Source organism: Massilimicrobiota sp. mt181 (genome assembly GCF_055420065.1).
In genome coordinates this window covers 1-21,064 of the sequence record NZ_JBVAYN010000001.1, presented here as the reverse complement: position 1 = coordinate 21,064, position 21,064 = coordinate 1, and the positions used below count along the sequence as shown (strand labels likewise).

The 21,064-nt window shown below is 32.7% G+C and carries 22 protein-coding genes; 5 read left to right on the top strand and 17 right to left on the bottom strand.

The annotated features are described in order from the left end of the window. The 6 genes from ACZYT4_RS00110 to prfA form a co-directional block, all read right to left on the bottom strand. Nucleotides 1–669 (bottom strand): response regulator transcription factor, encoded by a 669-nt coding sequence (locus tag ACZYT4_RS00110; RefSeq protein ID WP_463781624.1) that lies wholly within the window; start codon nt 667–669, stop codon nt 1–3. An 81-nt stretch (nt 670–750) separates the two neighbouring features. Continuing rightward, on the bottom strand, nt 751–1,425 hold the full coding sequence (locus ACZYT4_RS00105) for an ABC transporter ATP-binding protein (RefSeq protein WP_463781623.1): 675 nt from the start codon (nt 1,423–1,425) through the stop codon (nt 751–753). 175 nt (nt 1,426–1,600) lie between these two features. Continuing rightward, nucleotides 1,601–2,848 (bottom strand): ABC transporter permease, encoded by a 1,248-nt coding sequence (locus ACZYT4_RS00100; protein WP_463781622.1) that lies wholly within the window; start codon nt 2,846–2,848, stop codon nt 1,601–1,603. Nucleotides 2,849–2,966: 118 nt separating this feature from the next. Then, nucleotides 2,967–3,467, bottom strand: a complete 501-nt coding sequence (locus tag ACZYT4_RS00095; RefSeq protein WP_463781620.1) for a GNAT family N-acetyltransferase — start codon at nt 3,465–3,467, stop codon at nt 2,967–2,969. Next, nucleotides 3,460–4,329: a peptide chain release factor N(5)-glutamine methyltransferase gene (gene prmC, locus ACZYT4_RS00090; protein WP_463781619.1), complete on the bottom strand. Its 870-nt coding sequence runs from the start codon at nt 4,327–4,329 to the stop codon at nt 3,460–3,462. The genes ACZYT4_RS00095 and prmC overlap by 8 nt, the downstream gene beginning before the upstream one ends. Continuing rightward, the gene (gene prfA / locus ACZYT4_RS00085) at nt 4,326–5,402 is read right to left on the bottom strand and encodes a peptide chain release factor 1 (RefSeq protein WP_463781618.1); all 1,077 of its coding nucleotides are present in this window, start codon (nt 5,400–5,402) and stop codon (nt 4,326–4,328) included. Before prfA ends, prmC begins: the two co-directional genes overlap by 4 nt. Before the next feature lie 135 nt (nt 5,403–5,537). On the opposite strand from prfA, the gene ACZYT4_RS00080 reads away from it, so the two are divergent. Continuing rightward, nucleotides 5,538–6,200, top strand: coding sequence for an HAD family hydrolase (locus ACZYT4_RS00080; protein WP_463781617.1), 663 nt, complete (start codon nt 5,538–5,540; stop codon nt 6,198–6,200). 89 nt (nt 6,201–6,289) lie between these two features. Here the strand turns inward: ACZYT4_RS00080 and ACZYT4_RS00075 are convergent, their stop codons facing one another. The 4 genes from ACZYT4_RS00075 to ACZYT4_RS00060 form a co-directional block, all read right to left on the bottom strand. Beyond that, nucleotides 6,290–6,943, bottom strand: a complete 654-nt coding sequence (locus tag ACZYT4_RS00075; protein WP_463781616.1) for an ABC-2 transporter permease — start codon at nt 6,941–6,943, stop codon at nt 6,290–6,292. A 2-nt stretch (nt 6,944–6,945) separates the two neighbouring features. Then, on the bottom strand, nt 6,946–7,782 hold the full coding sequence (locus ACZYT4_RS00070) for an ATP-binding cassette domain-containing protein (RefSeq protein WP_463781615.1): 837 nt from the start codon (nt 7,780–7,782) through the stop codon (nt 6,946–6,948). Nucleotides 7,783–7,784: 2 nt separating this feature from the next. Then, nucleotides 7,785–8,156, bottom strand: coding sequence for a GntR family transcriptional regulator (locus ACZYT4_RS00065; RefSeq protein WP_087358280.1), 372 nt, complete (start codon nt 8,154–8,156; stop codon nt 7,785–7,787). 95 nt (nt 8,157–8,251) lie between these two features. After that, nucleotides 8,252–8,671: a GNAT family N-acetyltransferase gene (locus ACZYT4_RS00060; RefSeq protein WP_463781614.1), complete on the bottom strand. Its 420-nt coding sequence runs from the start codon at nt 8,669–8,671 to the stop codon at nt 8,252–8,254. Between the two features lie 177 nt (nt 8,672–8,848). On the opposite strand from ACZYT4_RS00060, the gene ACZYT4_RS00055 reads away from it, so the two are divergent. The 3 genes from ACZYT4_RS00055 (at nt 8,849) to ACZYT4_RS00045 (ending at nt 11,753) form a co-directional block, all read left to right on the top strand. Further along, nucleotides 8,849–9,832, top strand: a complete 984-nt coding sequence (locus ACZYT4_RS00055; protein ID WP_463781613.1) for an aldo/keto reductase — start codon at nt 8,849–8,851, stop codon at nt 9,830–9,832. A gap of 75 nt (nt 9,833–9,907) precedes the next feature. Beyond that, nucleotides 9,908–10,345 carry a hypothetical protein gene (locus ACZYT4_RS00050; RefSeq protein ID WP_463781612.1) on the top strand — a complete coding sequence of 146 codons (438 nt, stop codon included), beginning with the start codon at nt 9,908–9,910 and terminating at the stop codon, nt 10,343–10,345. 253 nt (nt 10,346–10,598) lie between these two features. Then, a complete protein-coding gene (locus ACZYT4_RS00045; RefSeq protein ID WP_463781611.1) occupies nt 10,599–11,753 on the top strand; it encodes a CapA family protein in 1,155 nt (384 codons plus the stop codon). Nucleotides 11,754–11,792: 39 nt separating this feature from the next. On the opposite strand, the gene ACZYT4_RS00040 is transcribed toward ACZYT4_RS00045, so the two are convergent. The 6 genes from ACZYT4_RS00040 to ACZYT4_RS00015 all read right to left on the bottom strand — a co-directional run bounded on the left by ACZYT4_RS00040 (nt 11,793) and on the right by ACZYT4_RS00015 (nt 18,617). Continuing rightward, nucleotides 11,793–12,566, bottom strand: coding sequence for a MurR/RpiR family transcriptional regulator (locus ACZYT4_RS00040; protein ID WP_463781610.1), 774 nt, complete (start codon nt 12,564–12,566; stop codon nt 11,793–11,795). An 84-nt stretch (nt 12,567–12,650) separates the two neighbouring features. Further along, nucleotides 12,651–13,370 (bottom strand): sugar isomerase domain-containing protein, encoded by a 720-nt coding sequence (locus ACZYT4_RS00035; RefSeq protein ID WP_463781609.1) that lies wholly within the window; start codon nt 13,368–13,370, stop codon nt 12,651–12,653. Nucleotide 13,371: 1 nt separating this feature from the next. Then, nucleotides 13,372–14,529 carry a MupG family TIM beta-alpha barrel fold protein gene (locus tag ACZYT4_RS00030; RefSeq protein ID WP_463781608.1) on the bottom strand — a complete coding sequence of 386 codons (1,158 nt, stop codon included), beginning with the start codon at nt 14,527–14,529 and terminating at the stop codon, nt 13,372–13,374. Nucleotides 14,530–14,550: 21 nt separating this feature from the next. Then, complete coding sequence (locus ACZYT4_RS00025; protein WP_463781607.1) at nt 14,551–15,903, bottom strand: sugar phosphate nucleotidyltransferase; 1,353 nt, start codon at nt 15,901–15,903, stop codon at nt 14,551–14,553. Nucleotides 15,904–15,977: 74 nt separating this feature from the next. Further along, entirely contained in the window at nt 15,978–17,372 is a 1,395-nt protein-coding gene (locus ACZYT4_RS00020; protein WP_463781605.1) for a 6-phospho-beta-glucosidase, read from the bottom strand. A 3-nt stretch (nt 17,373–17,375) separates the two neighbouring features. Next, nucleotides 17,376–18,617 (bottom strand): PTS sugar transporter subunit IIC, encoded by a 1,242-nt coding sequence (locus ACZYT4_RS00015; protein ID WP_463781604.1) that lies wholly within the window; start codon nt 18,615–18,617, stop codon nt 17,376–17,378. 210 nt (nt 18,618–18,827) lie between these two features. On the opposite strand from ACZYT4_RS00015, the gene ACZYT4_RS00010 reads away from it, so the two are divergent. Continuing rightward, on the top strand, nt 18,828–19,586 hold the full coding sequence (locus ACZYT4_RS00010) for a MurR/RpiR family transcriptional regulator (RefSeq protein ID WP_463781603.1): 759 nt from the start codon (nt 18,828–18,830) through the stop codon (nt 19,584–19,586). Nucleotides 19,587–19,616: 30 nt separating this feature from the next. Here the strand turns inward: ACZYT4_RS00010 and ACZYT4_RS00005 are convergent, their stop codons facing one another. After that, nucleotides 19,617–21,056, bottom strand: coding sequence for a glycoside hydrolase family 1 protein (locus tag ACZYT4_RS00005; protein ID WP_463781783.1), 1,440 nt, complete (start codon nt 21,054–21,056; stop codon nt 19,617–19,619). Between the last annotated feature and the right edge of the window lie 8 nt (nt 21,057–21,064).

Sequence of the window (21,064 nt, the reverse complement as noted above, 5' to 3'; positions counted from 1 at the left end):
CTATCTCTTCGAATCAAACATATATCCAATCTTCACTACTGTTTGAATATATGTTGCTGCCTCACCTAGTTTTTTTCTTAACTTTTTCACATATGTATCTACAATTCTCTGATCACCATAATAATCATAGCCCCATATATGATCTAAAAGCTGATCTCTTGATAAAATCTTTCGTTTATTATCAATAAAATAAATTAACATTTGATATTCTTTATGTGATAAAGTGATCTTTTCATCATGAATAAAGACTTCATGAGTATCATCATTAATGTGAATAATACCTTCATCAATTGTTTCTCCCTGTTCTTCATCACGTTTAAAACGTTTTAATAAAGCATTACATTTTGCATATAGTAACGAAGGTGTAAATGGCTTAGATATAAAATCATCTGCCCCAAGATCATAACCTTTTAATTTATTATCATCATCACTCAATGCACTAATAAAGAGGATGGGAATATCATTTTTTTGACGAATCTGCTTACAGACTTCATAACCATCAATTCCTGGCATCATGATATCCAACAAAACCAGATCAAAGCTATCATCCAATAATGATAAACCTTCATATCCATCACTTGCTTCGACGACTTCTTCTCCTTGTTTTTGAAAATACTCTACAATAAACTGACGAATTAATTTCTCATCTTCAACTAATAATATCTTCACATCAACACCTCCTCTTTCTTCATTATAATATAAATTTATGGAAAAAATATGAAAAATAATAAAAATGAGGATTTTTGCTCCTCATTCTATCACTTTCAGTTTTTGATTCTCAATCTGAAGTTGTACATCCATACATGCTGCCAGTTCTTTGGAATGTGTCACCACAATGACACATTTATCTTTTTGATGCGCTAAATCAATAAAAATTTGTATAATCCCTTTCGTTGTCTCTTCATCCAGATTCCCTGTTGGTTCATCACATAAAATAATATCCACATCTTTCGCAATAGCTCTTGCGATAGCGACTCTTTGTTGTTGTCCACCAGAAAGTTTACGAATATCACGTCGACATTCCTCTTCACTTAATCCAAGTTCCTGTAATAAAGATAAGGCATATTTTGATTTGTTTTTGATCTTCATACGGGCTATATCCATTGCACAAACGACATTTTGAATAGCATTCATATACATGATTAAATTATAAGATTGAAAAACAATCGCAATATCATAACGACGATAACGTGTCAAACCACTTTTGACAATATCTTGTCCTTTATATAAAACACGTCCTTCTTGTGGCTTATCTAAACCACTTGCCAGACTTAAAGTCGTTGTTTTTCCACTGCCACTTGCCCCAACAATCGCATATGTTTTTCCTTTTTCAAATGTAAAGTCAGTTTCTTTTAAAATATTAACCCTCTTTGAGCCATCTTGATAATGATAACTGACTTTTTCAAACGTTAAGACTTCCTCCATATTATGACTCCCTTCTTCCAAGAATTTCTCTAGGTGATAATCTTAAAATATAAAGAGAAGGTAAAACAATCGAAATAACACAAATTCCAAAAGTCATCCCTGCCAAATAACCGACTGTTCTTGGTGTTAAAGAAACATCTAATTCCTGATTATCTGGACTTTGTATTGCCTGATCCTATAAAGTCATATCCTTTTGTCCTTTATTTTGTGTTTCTGGTTGATTATCAGGTATTTCCATCATGACTTCTGATTGATTATTCTGTGTTGATTCCAGCATATGGCCAATCACATTAGAAACCATCTTTCCAGTACCTAAAGATAATGTCCAGCCAATCAGGGCAATCAAAAATATTTCTATAAACTGCTGACAAATCATTTTTATTTTAGATTGTCCTAATGATAAAAAGACACCATATTCATAGAAACGACTGCGCATCGTAAGTATTAAAATCAAACACAAAATAATACTTCCAGCTACCACTACAATAATTAAAAATATAACCGCAAATTGTCCCATACTTTCAAGGGAAGCGATACTTCTTTGATATATTTGGTCATTAGCATCCAAGGTAAATGTTTCAAAATCAATATCTGTTGATGACTGCGCCAAAGCAATAAATGCCTCAATATGATCAGGATCATCTAAATAGTATGTAGCACTTGAAATTTGCGTATCATCCTGATTAATAGTCTGGGCAACAGATAAATCTGTATAAATCTGGTTCATAGGATTTTGACGATTACTCATCATATTTCCCATTTGTTCACTTGTTTCTACTCTGTAAATACCAACGATAGTTAAAGTAACCTCAACCTCTCCATCACTACTTTGAAAAGTTATCTGATCACCAACCGATAAGTCATTATCACTTGCAAGCGTCGTTTCTATCACACAGTTTTGTGTATTCGCATCATCCTCAGTCAGTAATCTCCCAGATGATAAAACATAGTTTTCATTTTCAAATTCTGATAAATGCGCCATCGTTGTATCACCAACAATGGTAAAATCATTATCATCTGGCATCTTTGTCATTTCATTTCCCATTCTAGGTGTTTCTTGTGTTGTTTGAGATGTCATTTCAACAGGATTTATGTCTTCACTACTTACACCCACACTTAATGTATAATTATAGCTCTCGACATATTCCAAATCTTTTAACTGATCAGCCATATCCGTTGTGATATTTTGGATACTTTCATCCAAAGCCTGTCCTTTTTCCCTATCTTTCATCATATTCTTCATCTGATATGAAAATGTAACATCACTGCCTAAAGATGTACGCACTTGATTCATGGCTTCCTGCGATGCAGATTGAATAGACAAACCAGCAATGATCAGGTTTGTTATCAAAAACATCAATAACAGCAGCAATAAACTTCTTCCCCAATTTTTTCTCATGCTTAATAAAGCTGTTTTGAGCACCTTTTTTCCTCCTTTGCATAGTCAGTTTATAAAAGAAATCCATATCAAAAATCAAAATATTGTGTGAAAAAAAGTATAAAAAAACAATACTTTAAAAGATTAACTTCATAAGTATTGTTTATAAATATTTAATATATCCTTCATCATGATAGAAAAAAGATTCTTCAAACTTTTGAAAATGAAGCTTTTTTAACAAATGTCTTGAACGCTGATTATCCTTATAAACATAACAAATCACTCTTTGAAAATGATAACGTTCTTTCATAAACATACAAAAGGCTGCAACAATTTCACTTCCATATCCTTGAGACCAATAAACACTATCTAAAGTATAACCCAAAACAAAAGCTTTTTCATTCACAACATCTACAAATAAATCTCCAATCATCTGCTCATTGTCTTTTAAAACAACTGCTAAATGATAATCTGTTTTTGGTTGACATAAAGATGTTAGTTTTAAACAGTGTTGAATGCGCTTTGTCGCATCTTTGATAGAATATTTTTTCCATGACTGATAATAGGCAACTTCTTTTTTTTGGCGATACTCACTCATACGTTTGGCGTCTGTCTCCTGTAAATATCTCAAGTAAAGTCTAGGTGTTTCTAATATCTTATTCATTTTCATTGTCTTTTAAATGATAATAGATAAACAACATACGATCTTTACCATTCATGTCTTTCATGATTTCATAAGGCGTATCAGGAAAATATTGTTCAACTGCTTGAGACATCAATTCTCTTTGATCAAATCCCATTTCAAAAGCAAGTAAAGCTCGATCCTTTAAAACATGACGAACATCTTTAAAAATCTTTCGATAAAAATACAAACCATCATTTCCACCAAATAAAGCTACATGTGGCTCATTGTCTTTAACAACACTTTCAATTTCCTGATTTTGAGGAATATAAGGTGGATTAGATACAAAGATGTCAAACTTCTGTTGACGTTCTATCAATGGTTCTAGCATATCTCCCTGATAAAAAGTCACCTGAGCGTTTAATTCTTTCGCATTCTCTCTTGCAACATCTAAAGCTTTTTCACTGATATCTGTAGCGACAACATTTAACTTTGGTTCTTCTAATGCCAAAGTAATAGCAATCGCTCCAGAACCTGTTCCGACATCACATAAATCAATAGATGAATAATTATCAAAATAATCATCAATTTTATAAAGAATATTTTCTACTAATTCTTCTGTTTCATAACGTGGTATCAAAACATTTTCATTGACTATAAAATCTCTAGAGAAAAAGTTTTCTTTCCCATTAATATATTGAATCGGTTCCCCATTCATATATCTTTGCATACCATCTTGAAACTGTTTTAATAATTCATCATCAACTTCTTCATCCATCATCAAATATAATTGATGTGGCTCTTTATGAGCCAAATGATAAAACAGAACTTTCGCAACATTACAATCTTTATCTTTTTCATCAAGCATAGCTTCACTTTGACGAATCAGTTCTCTTAAAATCATTGTTCTTCTCCTAGAAGTTTCAATCTTTGATCCTCATTAATCAAAGCTTCAATAATATCATCTAACTTTCCTTCCATAATACGATCTAACTGCTGAATTGTTAATCCAATACGATGATCAGTCACACGATTTTGTGGATAGTTATATGTTCTAATCTTTTCACTACGATCTCCAGTTCCAATCTTACTACGACGTTCACTATCGATAGCTTCTTCCTGTTCACGAAGTTTCATTTCATATAACTTCGTACGCATTGCACGCATCGCTTTATCTTTATTATCATGCTGGCTACGTCCATCCTGAGAAGTTGTTACAACACCAGTAGGAATATGCGTAATACGAACTGCTGAATCTGTTTTATTGATATGCTGTCCTCCAGCCCCTGATGCACGATAAGTATCAATTCTTAAATCTGCTGGATTTAATTCAAAATCTACTTCTTCTGCTTCAGGCATCACAAGAACTGTCGCTGTAGACGTATGTACACGTCCCTGTGTTTCTGTCTTAGGCACACGTTGTACACGATGTGAACCAGATTCAAACTTCAACTTAGAATAAACACCCTCACCTTTAATCATAAAGGAAATCAATGAATATCCTCCCGCTTCACTATCCTGTGCTTCCAAAACTTCAATCTTCCAACCCTGTGACTCTGCATATTTGACATACATTCTATAAAGGTCTCCCGCAAAGATATTTCCTTCATCTCCACCAGCAGCTCCACGAATTTCTACAATAACATTCTTATTATCATTTGGATCTTTAGGAATTAATTCTAAATGTAACTTTTCTTCAATTTGAGGTTTCTTTGCTTCCAATTCACTTAATTCCAATTCAGCCATTTCTTTGATTTCAGGATCTTTTTCCTTCATTAACTCTTTAGCTTCTTCAATACCATCAAGAACTTTTTTATATTCCTGATATAATTGATAAGCATTTTCTAAAGTTGCTTGTTCTTTAGATGCTTCTGTCATCTTATGAACATCATTTGCGATACTTGGATCCATTAATATTTCATTTAATTCTTCATATCTTCTTGCGATTGTTTCCAATCTTTCCATCATATTATTCATACACTAACCTCCAAACCGTTACCATTATAATATAAACATTCAAAATAAGCAAAATAATCTTGTCATAATCTTTGTTTTTTCGTTGACATGAATAGATCATTTTTTTATACTCAATATAAAGTGGAGGAATGGAAAATGTTAAAAGCTGTAATTTTTGATATGGATGGATTAATGATTGATACAGAAAATGTGACTTATCAATGTTATCAGGAAGTTTTAAAAGAAATGAATCTTTCTATGAGTAAAGATTTTTATACAACTTTATTAGGACGTACAATGAAAGCTACAAGAGAAGCCATGTATAAACAATATGGAAATGATTTTCCAATCGATGAAACGGCTCAAAAAGTTCATGATTTAATGGATGAAAGATTCGCAAGAGAAGGTGTTCCATTAAAAGACGGTCTGGTTGAATTGTTAACTTATTTAAAAGAGCATAACTATAAAACGATGATTGCTACTTCAAGTCGTCGTGAAAGAGTTAATGCTTTATTAACTGATAATGGCATTCTCAATTATTTTGATGATGTGATCTGTGGTGATGAGGTCGAACATGGAAAACCTGCTCCCGATGTTTTCTTGAACGCTTGTCAAAAGTTAAATGTTCAGCCAAGTGAAGCACTTGTCTTAGAAGATAGTGAAGCAGGTATACAAGCAGCCCATAACGCTCATATATCTGTGATTTGTATTCCAGATATGAAATACCCTGATGAAGATTACGCTAACAAAACAACTTGTATTCTCAATTCATTAAATGAAGTCATTGATTATATTGAAAAGGATTATCCTAAGCGATAATCCTTTTTAACGATGACGTTTCACAAAATACCAATATGCAAAGATAATAAGACCAATAACACATAGAATACTATCCATATAATCACTTCCTAGAATTCTTTTTTATTCATAATTGATAAACTGATTTTCAAAGATATCAACATAATCAATAATCCAACAACAAGCAAAATTAATATCAATGCAGCGGGTCCCATAGATAAAATTGATGAAATCATAGGAACCATATTAACTTGTAACAGTTCTATCACTTTGATAATACCAAAACCAATCACAAAGATAATTCCAAAACTGGCAATCAACGCATATCTTCCTTTTTCTCCACCAAAACGCAGATGAATGGGAATCATCAATGATTGAATATAAAGAAACATTGGTAAAATCACAAGTCCTCCTATCATGATATCGAGGGTTATTTTTTCACCATTCATAATAATCATGATATAGCTAATTAGTACTGATACAAGCCATCCTGTTAATCCTAAAATTAAACCAAAAACATATTTTTCTATCACATATGTTTTTCTTGAAAAAGGTAATGTTAAAAGGAAAGGATAACCATTATCAAATTCATCATAAGAAATACTACTCACTGTAAATAATGATAATATAAATGTGATAAAACCAACCATAAATGTAAAATCATTATAACCCATTGTTAATAAACATCCCACTACAATAATAATGATAAAGAAACTTTTTTGCATCCACATTAATTTAAAATCCTTGATTAATAAACCTAGCATCTCTATTCACCTCGAATCATCATTGTCATGACATCATCAATATGTCCATTTTCTATGACTATATCAGGATAATTTTCTGTATAATATTGTTTTTGATTCGTTAAACAGCTATAACCATAACTTTCTTTTTTATACTTTAAAATATAGTCTTTATCCAATTGTTCAAACTGTTTAAAATCCACTTTCAATAAAGCATAATCACTTAATAAAACATCTGTATCTTCATGCATCATCACACGTCCATTATGAATCATATAGAAATCATCGCATATGGTTTCTAGATCACTGGAAATATGAGAACTGATTAAAATGGATCTTTGGTCATCTTCAGCCATATAATCTCTCATCATATCCAATAGTTCATCTCTGGCAATCACATCTAATCCAGCTGTTGGTTCATCTAAAATCAATAATTTTGCCTGATGACTCATCGCAACAATTACTTTCAGTTTGGCTTTCATCCCTGTAGAAAATTCTTTGATTTTTTTATTTTTAGGTAATTCAAACTGATTGACCATACGCAAGAAAAACGTCTGATCAAATGACTTATATAAATGCTTTAAGATAGGAATAATATCTGATATTGTTAAATATCCACTAAATCCTGAATCAGATAAAACAACACCTAATAATTGTTTATCTTCCTCATTTAAAGTTTGTCTTCCAAACACTTCTACAAGTCCTTCATAATGAATCAATCCTAAAATAGCTTTAAATGTTGTACTCTTACCTGCTCCATTTTGCCCTATTAACCCAGTCACATAACCTGGTTTGACTTCTAAAGAACAGTCTAATGAAAATGAAGCATAATTCTTTTTTAAATGTTTTACCTTTAACATAATTAACCCTCCAGAATCATCTCAAATAAACTCTTTAATTCTTCATCACTGATTCCACATCTTCTACCTTTTTGAATGGCCATTTCCAAATCGGCTTCGATTTCCTTTTTTTGTTCTTCTAATAACAATTCACGATTATTCGCACTCACATATGTTCCTTTTCCATGAACTGTCACTACAAACCCTTCTTCTTCCAAGTTATCGTACGCTTTCTTGACAGTCAGGGCACTTATTTTCAACTCTTTTGAGAGAGTACGAACAGATGGTAACTGATCATTTTCTTTAAGTTTTCCTTTTCTTATCATTGTTTTGATTTGATCAACAACTTGTTCATATATAGGTGTCATTAAAGAATGATTAATAATAATTTTCATTTTCTCCCTCCTGTTCATAAACAGTATATAACAGTATGAAACTGTTGTCAACTGTTATATACTGTTATATACAAAAAAAGAACTATCTTATAGTTCTATAAATTCTTTGTATAGTTATAATGCAACATCTCATAATCATTTTGTTCATAAAAGTGATGAGCTTGTTTTCTATAAGTCGATGTTGATAATTCAATCTGTTCTAAACGCAATTCATTGGCCTTAGCTTCGATAGCCTGTAGTAACTGTCCTCCAATTTTTCGACCTCGACTTTCTGGTAAAACAACAAGTTCAACAATTTCTCCTGTATCTTGATTATGATGTAAATAATGATGAATCTGAAAGCTTAAAAACCCTAATATTTTATCTTGTCGATAAACCAGATATATCACATCATTACTATTGATTCCCTGGTGATAAGTTTGTTTAAAATGATCATAATCCAATTTCTGATTTTCTAATATACACATTAAGTCATAAATCTCATCACAATCTTCTAATCTTGCTTTTTCAATCATATAAACCCTCTTTTCTTTTGATTTATTATATCATTTTTCAATCCTATTATAAAATAATTCTATAAAATGCAAATGCTTATTGGATTTTGCATACTTTTAAGGCATGACTGGTTATAAATGATAAGTATTTTACATTATAAATATAGAAATTTATAATAATGTCAAGGAGGCATGAAGATGGATTATATAAAATTAGGAAATTCTGGTTTAGAAGTATCTAGACTTTGTTTAGGATGTATGGGATTTGGAGATCCCGATATTTGGAATAGAGGTCAATGGATCTTAAAAAAAGATGAAAGTAAAAATATCATTAAAAAAGCTATGGAATTAGGTATTAACTTCTTTGATACAGCAGATGTCTATTCTTTAGGAGAAAGTGAAAAAATACTGGGAGAAGCGATTCATGAATATGGTCATCGTGATGAAATGGTGATTGCGACCAAAGTTTATTTTCCTTTAAAAGATGGTCAAAACAATAAAGGTTTATCTAGAAAACATATATTTCAGGCTGTTGATGCATCTTTAAAACGTCTAAAAACTGATTATATTGATTTATTAGTGATTCATCGTTGGGATTATGACACACCTATCGAAGAAACAATGTGCGCTTTAAATGATTTAGTCAAATCAGGAAAAGTGTTATATATTGGTGCTTCTGCAATGTATGCATGGCAGTTTCAAAAAGCTCAATATATTGCGAAAGCAAATGGATGGACACAATTTATTTCCATGCAAAATCATTATAATTTACTCTATCGTGAAGATGAAAGAGAAATGATTCCTTACTGCAAAGACGCCAAAATCAGTTTAACGCCTTATTCTCCATTAGCAGCAGGAAGATTAACACGTGATTGGAAAGCTACAACATTACGTTATCAGACTGATCAGGAATCTGTGAAAAAATACGATCACAGTGAACAACAAGATCATATGATTGTTGATCGTGTCGCCATGTTAGCACAACAAAAAAATGTCACAAGAACTCAGATTGCTCTTGCATGGTTATTACACAAACCTCAAGTAGCTGCTCCTATTATTGGTGCTACAAAAATTTCACATTTAGAAGAAGCTGTAAAAGCATTAGATGTTCAACTTTCTTCACAAGATATGCAATTTTTAGACGAACTCTATCAACCACATCCTATTGTTGGTGCTTTATAATCATATATTTTCACAATGATTAAAGTTATTCATAAATTAATTATAACATTTTGTTTTGTTTTATGTGGTTGTCTGATGCTCCAAGCAGTTACTCAAAATACAAATGAAGTTAAAGCAGAAAATAAAAAAGTACTTTTATTATTTGACGATCCCTATCAGGTACTTGATACAATGATCAATGATATCTGTGCTTATAAAAATGTAGATGCTTATCCAATACAATCTCAAATCAATATTCAAGATTATGATATTATTTTAATCGGAGAATCTATAGATTCCTCTAATACCCCTTCAATCCCAATAAAAAACTTTTTAACAAGTCACAATTTAAACAATAAAATGATATCTTATTTTTGGGTAGGTGGAACATCACATGATACATACGAAAATCAACTTCGTCATTATATCAATAACTCCTATATCATTTCAGGTATAGGCTTTAATGGTGATGAGATATCTGAAGTATCTTATGTCAAAGACAGTCTTCATCAATGGCTAGATACTATTGTATAAGTCAAAACAATCGTTGCTATCAAATAAACTCCTTGATTTGAACAGATAATCAAGGAGCTTATTTTTTATCATAACAGTCAATTAAAGAAATCTTATTTGTGATCAATGAAAATCATATGATTTTATCCTATTTTTCTAAATATACATCATCATTTGGCTCTTATAATCTTGTTTTTCTTCTTTTCATTTCATCATTTTACATATGAATATTGAACAGCTTTCGACAATATTGTACAATCATTATGGTGATTTCATGAAAAAAATAAAATTATTTGTTTGTTTGGTCCTTTTACTTGCTGGATGTCAACCGCAACCACAAACACAACCTCAAAAAGAAGAAACAAAAAACACAGTAAGCTGTCATTTTATTGGTGATTTATTATATGAAAAGCCTTATTATGACTGGATCGAAGATGATAGCCAAGATAAAGGTTATTATGATTTAGTAAGACCTTATCTACAAAATGATGATTTATCCATTGCTAATCTGGAAACACCTATTGGTGGTAAAGAACTGAACATTTCTGGAACAGGCTATTCTTTTAATGCCTCTCGTGAAATTGGTAAACAGGTGGCATCGCTTGATTTAGAAGTCGTTTCAACTGCTAATAACCACGCTAATGATCGAGGAAATCAAGGCATTGATAATACTCTTGATTTCTTAAAAGAAAAAGATATTTTAGCTGTGGGAACTTACTATAATCAAGATGATAGAGATCAAGGAAAATATATGACTATTCATGGAATAAAGTTTGGTTTTGTATCTTATACATATGCAACAAATCAAATTGTCAGTGATGAAAATCAAGCCAAAGTTGCTTTATTTAATCGTCCTAGCGACCGAAAAATGACACAGGCATATAAAGATTTATTAACCAAAGAAGTGACTCAAACTAGAGAAAACTGTGATGTCTTAATTGCAATGATACATTGGGGAAATGAATTTACATATGATATTTCAACTCAGCAAGAAGAAATATCTCAATTGCTTAGTGATTTAGGTGTTGATATTATTATTGGTAATCATTCTCATTGTTCACAGCCTATGAAATGGATCAATAATAATCGCACTTTATGTATGTATTCTCTAGGAAATTTTGTAAGTGCAGACCCTATTGTCGATCGTACTCACCAGGAATTTAAAAATGCATATAATGTTTCAATGATGGTTTCACTTGACATTGTAGAAGAAAATAATCAAATTTCTATTCAAAACATTGACTATATCCCTGTTATCAATTACTATGATGAACATTTACAAAACTTTAAACTTATTCCTTATGATCAATATACAACTCAATATGAAACATCACATTATCATTATCATAATGGGCTAACAAAAGAATGGATTCAACAAACTTATCAAAAACTTATACCTGAAAAGCTATCAAATCATCAACTTCAATAAATGGCTTTATAAAATGATAACCGCACTTAAAGTGCGGTTTTATATATTCTCCATAAAAAGCTGTTGTTGATGTTTATAATAATAAACCAATCTTGATAGTTTTTCTAATATATACATCACTGGAATTTGTGATTGCATATCCATATTATTCAATAGAGAAATCTTAATTCTATAATCAATATTTAAATCTGCAAGTTTGACAATTTCTGAATTGAGACAATTAGAAATAGATATAATTGTAATATGATGGGCTTTCATTCTGCGAATATAATCAATCAAATCTCCTCTTCCTTCATCTTGAGATAAGACAATTAAGCACATATGACTATTTAGATAATCAGGCAAAAGATATTCTGGACAGTTTTGAGGTTCTTTAATTACACACGAAAATGTAAAAAGGGAAGAAAATAAATTTGCTGCATACTCTGCCATAATACCTGATGTATCTGTTCCTAAAAAGAATAATAAGTCCGATTCAAGAATCAGGCGCACTGCTTCATTCATATTTTCCTGCATTTCTTGAGAATAAACATCTTCAAAGAAATCAAACAATTCATTTTGAACATCTTGAGATTGTAAGCGATGATCTTTTTCGATAGATTTTTGATAATCCAAAAGTTTAACTTTAAAATCAGCATATCCCTGACAGCCAAATTTCTGACAGAATCTTAAAATAGTTGATGTACTAACAAAAGTTGCATTAGCTAATTCTCGAATACGCATATAAACAACTTTATCAAGGTTTGCACAGATATAATTATAAATACCTATTTCAGTTGGACTTAAATCTATGTCTTCATCTAAAAATAACATTGTTCCCACCTCTTAAAAAAACCTTTTTTTATTTTATCATACAAACCATTGGCTTTCAAATTTTGAAATATCTATCAAAACACATTATATATGATAATAAGTCTTCATTAACTGATCGTTCCACTGATCTCCTTCATCAACATTAGCACTTAAAAATACAGGGACTTCTATATTTCTTTTTGTCATTTCTTCAGCAATTAACATAGATAGACATTGAGCCATATACATACCCATAATACTTGAACTAGAACCCATTTTCCCTTTCACACCATCTATTTTCATCAGGGCATCACCCATCACACCACAATTATCAATCACCTCATCACAGACCTCAAACAATCTAAGTCCACTTTGATGACGACTTGTGACCGTCTGAGAATGTTTTAAGCTAGTAAAAGCAATTGTATGAACGCCCATATCCTTAAGTAACAATGCTAACTCTATTGGTAATGCATTCCTTCCAGAATGAGAAGAAATCAAAACGATATCTCCTTTGGATATCTTATATTGAGATATGATGACTTTGGCATATTCCCCGATTCTTTCAATCTGTGTTGATTTTAGGGGATGTTCTCCCAATGTTAATTCCATAGGGGCAATCAATTGAATGCAAGCCAATCCTCCAGCACGTGCATAGAATTCCTCTCCAACCATGTGAGAATGACCAGTCCCTACCGCAAAGAATGTTCCACCTTGTTCGATATGGTCAACTACATGTCTGGCTACTTGATGTAATATTTCGTTTTGAGTTCTTGTAAATTCTTCAATCATATGGATGATGTTATTTTCAAATGTTTCAATCATATTATTCCTCCTTCAATACAAATGCAACTTTTCCATATTTCAACAGTTCAACCAGATGTTCAGCATATGGCTTAACTCTTCCAATGACATTAATATTGTCGACTGCTGGTAAATCTTCCAAAGGAATCTGTAATTCTCCCATATAACGATGAGAAAGATAATTATGAATAGTTATTGAATAGGCATGTCTTTTCATAGGATGATAGGGTTCTAATCTTTGCAAACCTCTGGACTGTTCAGCCCTTAACAACAATTGAGATTGATCGGCCCTGGCAATCAAAACCATTGACGTTAGCTTCTTCTTAAGCTGCCAATCCAACTTTGCATCAAGCCATACTGGTAACTCTACACAATGATCTCCCAGCCACTCTTGTGTCAAAGTATACTTTTGACTTATAAACTCCTTTGAATCATTATGTGCCACTTCACTCACTCTTACCAGTTCCTCTATACTAGGATGACTGTCACCAAAAATGACATAATCATAATCCTGACAGGCAAACAGTTCCATAGCCTGCACATGGGATGGCAAATATCTGTGTTCTTCGATTGTCACAATGCCATGCCCTACACTATTCAAATCATTTGAAGAATACATTGAACCAATAAATATACCTACTTTCATTCCATAACTTTTAAACAGTTGTGTTGCATGATGCACATCCTGATAACTCAATCCTGTTTCATTCAATGGAAAGAAATTATGACAGGCACAATACTGATTGATATTGCCTTCTTTGATGACTGTTTCAATGCGCTTTTTGGGGAAAGCCAACATAGATGCATTCTCTTCAATGGAGATGCCATAGTCATTCTTTGTCATTAATGCGACTTCTTCATCTGTAAAACCATCATCCAATCGCAAAACGGGTATGTGTAATTGATCAATAGGTTCTAGACACTGAGGAGAAGCCCCTAGAGATTTCAATATTCTATCATTAATGTCAGCATGAATTTCCAAACCCAACTGATGACAATATTCAAGCAAAAACATAAATGATTCATCAAGTCCAGTATGAGTATTTTCAAAACCGAGATCATCTAACTGTAAAGATGTAAAAACAATCTTGTAACCTAAATCTTTAGCCTGATTCAATGTCTTCTTCATCGTCTCTATATCATCAAAATCAGGGTAAACAGAAAGTCCTATTGTTTTCATGATGATGCCTCCTTCCACTTTCTACCAGCCATATTTATGATCACCCCATGGAACATAACAAAGTTCCTGTTTAGGGTAAACCAGCATTTCATCTTTGAGCTCACCTTTCAAAACAACACCACTTCCTACGACACTCTTTGAGCCAACCTTACATCCTGGCAAAAGAAACACGCCTACTCCTGTTCGGGAGTAATCACCAATAAAGCATGCGTTTGCATAATGAGCAGGTATTTCTCTTCTACCACGAATAGAATGGATTGTCTGTCCATCATCGAATCTCAATGTGCCACATGTTGTGCCTGCACCTAGATCACTATGTGTTCCAATGACTCCATAGTATTCTCCATAATGATAGAGATAGACCTTTTCAAACAAAACTGCTTCGATGATTTCTGACGTATGAGCAACAATACATTCATCACCAATGCTGGAATAGCTACCAACATGGCAGTAATTTTCTAAGACACATTTCTTGCCAACATGAACGCCTTCTTTCAATACTGCTCCCTGATCAATACGTGTATCATCATCAATCACACAGCCATCTCCAATGACCACATAGTCGCCAATGATGCATCGTTTTCCAATCTGAACATTTTGTCCTAATTTGGCATTTGGACTCATCTGACAATCTTCTCCAATACAGTGTTGATGCATATGTTGATAATCATATTGATTGTATGCATGATTGGCCATCATGATATGCCATGGCTTGTCTATATCATAAACAGGATACTGAGCTCTATAACAAAGCAACTGATGACCATCCACAACATAGTCATTCAAAGCATTTTCCAGATAAAGTTCCTGTGGTGATCCTACTCCTACTTTGGTTTCACCAAAAATATCTTTTGCAGAGTCAATATAAGAAAGAATATCCTGTTTCAAGATAAACCCACAGGCAAAGTCATGAAAATCACCTCTAGGATGTCCCCAGAATTTTTGAACATGATTGTCCTCATCAATACCAACACATATCTGATTAATAGATGGCTCCATAAGCTGACTGACTAAAACTTGTCCATGGCTTAAAATCAATCCTCTTATATCCTCTTCACTGATTAGACAATCACCAAAAAGAACCATACATTCTTCACCCATATGTTCTTTAAGCTGTAGTAAAGTATCACCAGTTCCTCTACTATTGTCCAATGCGACAACCTGAACAAAATGATCTTTTCTAAAATAATGCTTGATTTCCTGAACTCCATGAACAGCCCCAATCACAATATCCATGATTCCTGCCTTTTTTAAATTGTCCACCAGATGACCAGCAATCGGTTGATTTCCTATTGGAATCATAGTCTTATTTCTATATTTTCCATAAGGCCAAATTTTCTCACCTAATCCTCCAGCTAAAATAATTGCTTTCATCATTTCACCTCATTTCATGATCTTAAGATAAAAATACTAAGATATGGAAATATCCCTATCTTAGTATCCTTTTATTAAAGACCCTTTTTTGTTAATTCTCTTGCGACATCATCTTTAATTGTGACACCTTCTGCTTCAAGCTGGGCAATCTTATCTGCAAACTGTGGTAAATATTTTTTATGTGCCAACAATAATTCATCTAATACTCTCTTCGCTGTAGCTCCTGATGGAATCTGTGGATTAAGGATAAATGCTTGTAATGCCTTTCCATAATCTCCTGTGACTGCAGCTTCCTCTACACACCATTCCATGTTCTTCATGCATTGTAGCCATCCTCTTTCTGCTGGCTGGAATGGTCCAAATGCTATCGCTTTTGCACCAGTTGCTCCAATATATGCTGAAACTTCTACTGCTGCTTCTGGTGGTAAATCTGGGACAGCTCCATTATTTCTTGTTGTGACAACGATATGTGTATTCTTATTCGCATAGATTGATGCTATTGTTTCACATGCTGCATCACTGTAATGTGCTCCTCCACGTTTAGCAAGCTGTTCTGGTTTATGATCCAATTCAGGGTTTTTATACAATTCAAACAATTCTTCTTCTGTCTGTTTGACCTGTTGTGCTCTTGTTCCAATTGTACTGTATTCTTCAAGACCATGTTTCAACATTTCTTCTTGACGATAGTAATATCTATGATAATCACAAGGAATCATCTTCATCGCATCTAATTGTTCTTTAAAATATGGAACATCATGAATATTAGCAGGAATACCTCCATTGGCACCTGCATACATTGCATCAATGATTTGTTGAGTCACTTCATTTCCATGTTCATCATAAACTTTATGCCAGTGGAAATGGTTTAATCCTGCAAACTTATATATCAACTGATCTGCTGTCTTTCCAATGGTTTCAGGTTCTTCTATCATAACGCATGTTGCAAGATTACATAAACCTATAACCTTATCCCATTTTCCATATTTCATGACAGCTTCTGTGACCATTCCACTTGGATTTGTAAAGTTAATCAACCATGCATCTGGACATAATTCTTTCATGTCTTCGACAATGCTTAAGATCACAGGAATTGTTCTGAAGGCTTTAAAGATTCCTCCAGCTCCATTTGTTTCCTGACCTAACATACCATATGAAAATGGAATTCTTTCATCTTTGACACGAGCATTCAATAAACCTACTCTAAATTGAGTTGTGACAAAGTCTGCATCTTTTAATGCTTCTCTACGATCCAAAGTCAAATGCACTTTCACATCATAAGGAGATGCATCCCACATACGTTGAGCCATAGCACCAACAATTTCTAATTTTTCTTTTCCATCTTCAATATCAACTAACCAAATTTCTTTAATAGGAAGTTCATCATATCTCTTGATAAATCCTTCCATCAATTCTGGAGTATAGCTACTTCCTCCACCAATTGTTACAATTTTTACTGGTTTCTTTTCCATTATTTATTCACCTTCGTTTTTATTTTCTTCTGCAATCATTTGTTTTTCTGCAACTTTAAAGAATGGATAATAAATCACAATCGCTATAACGATTTCAATTGCAGACCAGATAGCAGCTCTAAAATCCCATCCTGTTGCCATTAAAGGTCCAATAATTGGTGGCATTGTCCATGGCACCATTGCAACTGGAGCACTCACTAATCCTAAAAACATAACTATATAAGTTGAAGCACATAAAACCAATGGAACAACGATATATGGAATCATCATTAATGGATTCATAATAATTGGGAAACCAAAAACAATTGGTTCATTAATTTCAAATAGAGCACCAGGTAAAGAAACTTTACCTAATTGACGATATGTTTTACTCTTACTTCTTAACATTAATAAAGCCAAAGTCAAAGTCGCTCCTGTTCCACCTACATTAACAAATAAACTTGAAAATCCTTCAGCTGTAATATAAGGAATAGGTTGTCCACTTTGATATGCAGCTGCATTAGCAGTAATAAATGCTAAGAAAATTGGGCTTGCGACACCTTCTAATGTCATATCTCCATGAATACCTGCACACCATAATAGACTGACTATTAATGTGTAACACATAATACCTGGTAATGTATTTAATGCAAATACTAATGGTGAGAAGATAGTTTGGAAGAATGCATTAATATTAAAGTGTAATGGTACACGTACTACCCAGAATAATACCAATGTGATAAATGCTGGAATTAAAGCAGCGAATGAGTTTCCAACTGCTGGTGGAACACCTTTAGGTAATCTGATAACCCAGTTCTTCTTTACACAAAAATGATAAATTTCAACAGTAATGATCGCTGCTACGATAGCAGTAAACAATCCGCCTGAACCAAAATTATCTGGACTAATCGTAAATTCATCTGATAATTGAGTAATCATAAATGCCATGACTGATAACACAACACCAGAAGCAGCACTTAACTTATATTCTTGAGATAATTCATATGATATCCCAATAGCAGCAAGCAACCCAATAATACCAAATGATACATTTGTAGCACCATCAATCATTGGTACATATGGTTCTATAAAAGTTGTCCATGCATCAATAGGAATATTTCCTACAATCATGAATACACTACCTGCAATAATAGCCGGTAAAGTCATAACTAAACCATTACGAATAGCTCGCATGTGTCTTTGTTCTGCCACTTTGACAAGTGGTGGCATAAGTTTGTTTTGGATCCAATCAAAAAATTTGTTCATACTCCTTGCCTCCCTTAATTTTGAATTGTTTCCTTATAATTTTATTATACTAATGATTAAAACGCATTCAATTGCTTGACCATTTGTTGGAACACGTTACATAAAAAGGTTTTTGTTTCAAAATGTAACAAGGCGTTACATATCTTAAAGTTAAAGTGGCATTCAAAGTCAAGATATTATATAATAATGGAAACGGAAAGGATGATGAGCTTGTTATTTTTAGATAAGAAGGTTGATTTAAATCCAACTGAGAAAAATATCTATTATTATATAAAATCCCATCTCAATAAAGTTGTTTATATGCGTATTAAAGAACTGGCTGAAGCCAATCATGTCAGTACATCCACTATATTAAGATTTTGTAGAAAATTTGACTGTCAGGGTTTCTCTGATTTTAAATTACGCTTAAAATATTATCTGAATGATATGAAATATCATCCTTCAACAATACAAAACTATGATGAAACAATTTATCTTGATTTTTTGATTAAATCAAGGAATCAGGAATTTAAAAATAAATTAGAGACGGTTGCTAAAATGTTATCACAGGCAGAGTTGCTGTTCTTTGCTGGATATGGAACTTCTGCAATTATTGCAGAATATGCAGCAACACTCTTTTCAAGAATTCACAATTTTTCATTTTCTATTAAAGATCCTACTAATTATCCTATATATACATTACCTGATTATTTTAATGGGAAAGTCTGTCTGGTTGTTTTTTCTGTCAGTGGACAAAATGCTGAAGTCTTAGAAATCATGGAACGTTTTAGAGTTCATGATATTCAAATCATTTCTATTACAAATACATCTTTATCTAAAATTGCCCATCTTTCAGATATTAATATTCCTTATTATATTAATGAAGAAATGTATCAGGATTCTAATGTCACATCTCAGCTTCCTGTCATCTCTATTATTGAGAGTCTATTTAAGCTGGTTTATAATAAAAAACAAATGAATGCAAAGTAAAACGAATCGTTTTTCAACGATTCGCTTTTTTTAATCTAAATCTTCACCATTTGTTTCAATGACTTTTTTATACCAGTAGAATGATTCTTTTCTTCTACGTGCAAAATCTCCAGTTCCATCATCGTATCTTTCGACAAAGATAAATCCATAACGTTTTGCCATTTCACCAGTAGAAGCAGAAACTAAATCAATACATCCCCAAGGTGTATATCCTCTTAAGTCTACACCATCTAAAATAGCTTCATGCATTTGTTGGATATGACTTCTTAAATAGTCTACACGATAATCATCGCAGACTTTTCCATCTTCATCAATCTTATCATAGGCACCTAATCCATTTTCTACAACGAAGATTGGTTTTTGATAACGATCCCAGATTTCATTTAAAGAATAACGTAATCCAATTGGATCAATCTGCCATCCCCAGTCACTTGCTTTTAGATATGGGTTTGGAACTCCACCTAAGATATTTCCTTTACCAGATTCTTTTGTTGTATCAGCAGTTTGACAGTTAGACATATAATATGAGCATGTATAGAAATCAACAGGTCCAGCAGCTAAGATTTCATCATCACCTGGTTCCATATGAACAGTAATATTGTTGTCTTTGAAATATCTCTTGATATAGTTTGGATATTTTCCACGACATTGCACATCACTACAGAACCAGTTCATTAAATGATTTTTTTGTTGATTGACAATTTCATCTTCTGGTTGACATGTTAATGCATAGCTTGTCGCCATAATCTGCATACATCCAACTTGGTTGTTTGGATCAATTTCATGTGCCATTTTTACAGCTAATGCACTTGCTAAAAATTGATGATGCAATCCTTGGAAACGATTGTTTGGAACATCAATCTGTTCCATAAATGCCATTGGCTTAATCTCATTTAAAATTCCTTGAGATAAGAAACCACCCATTGGTGTTGTTGCACTATTGATTTCATTGAATGTTAACCAATATTTCACTTTTCCTTTATAACGAGTAAAGATTGCTTTACAGAATCTTAAATAACAGTCAATCATACGACGATCTACCCATGCATTCCATTTCTTTGTCAGATTGAAAGGCACTTCATAGTGAGAAATTGTCACCATAGGTTCAATACCATATTTTAAACATTCATCAATTAAACTTTCATAAAATTTTAATCCTTCTTCATTAGGTTGTTCTTCATCACCATTTGGAAAGATTCTTGTCCATGCGATAGAAAAACGATACATTTTAAATCCCATTTCAGCAAATAACGCAATATCTTCTTTATATCTATGATAATGATCAATAGCATCATGACTAGGATAAAAAGTTCCTTCTTCTAAAACTGGTGTAATTCTTTTACTTGTTGTTGCAGTACCACCTGTACAGATATCTGGACAAGAAATACCTTTTCCACCTTCTTGCCATCCTCCTTCTAATTGATTAGCAGCAGTTGCTCCACCCCAATAAAATCCACTTGGGAAACTCATATCTTTCA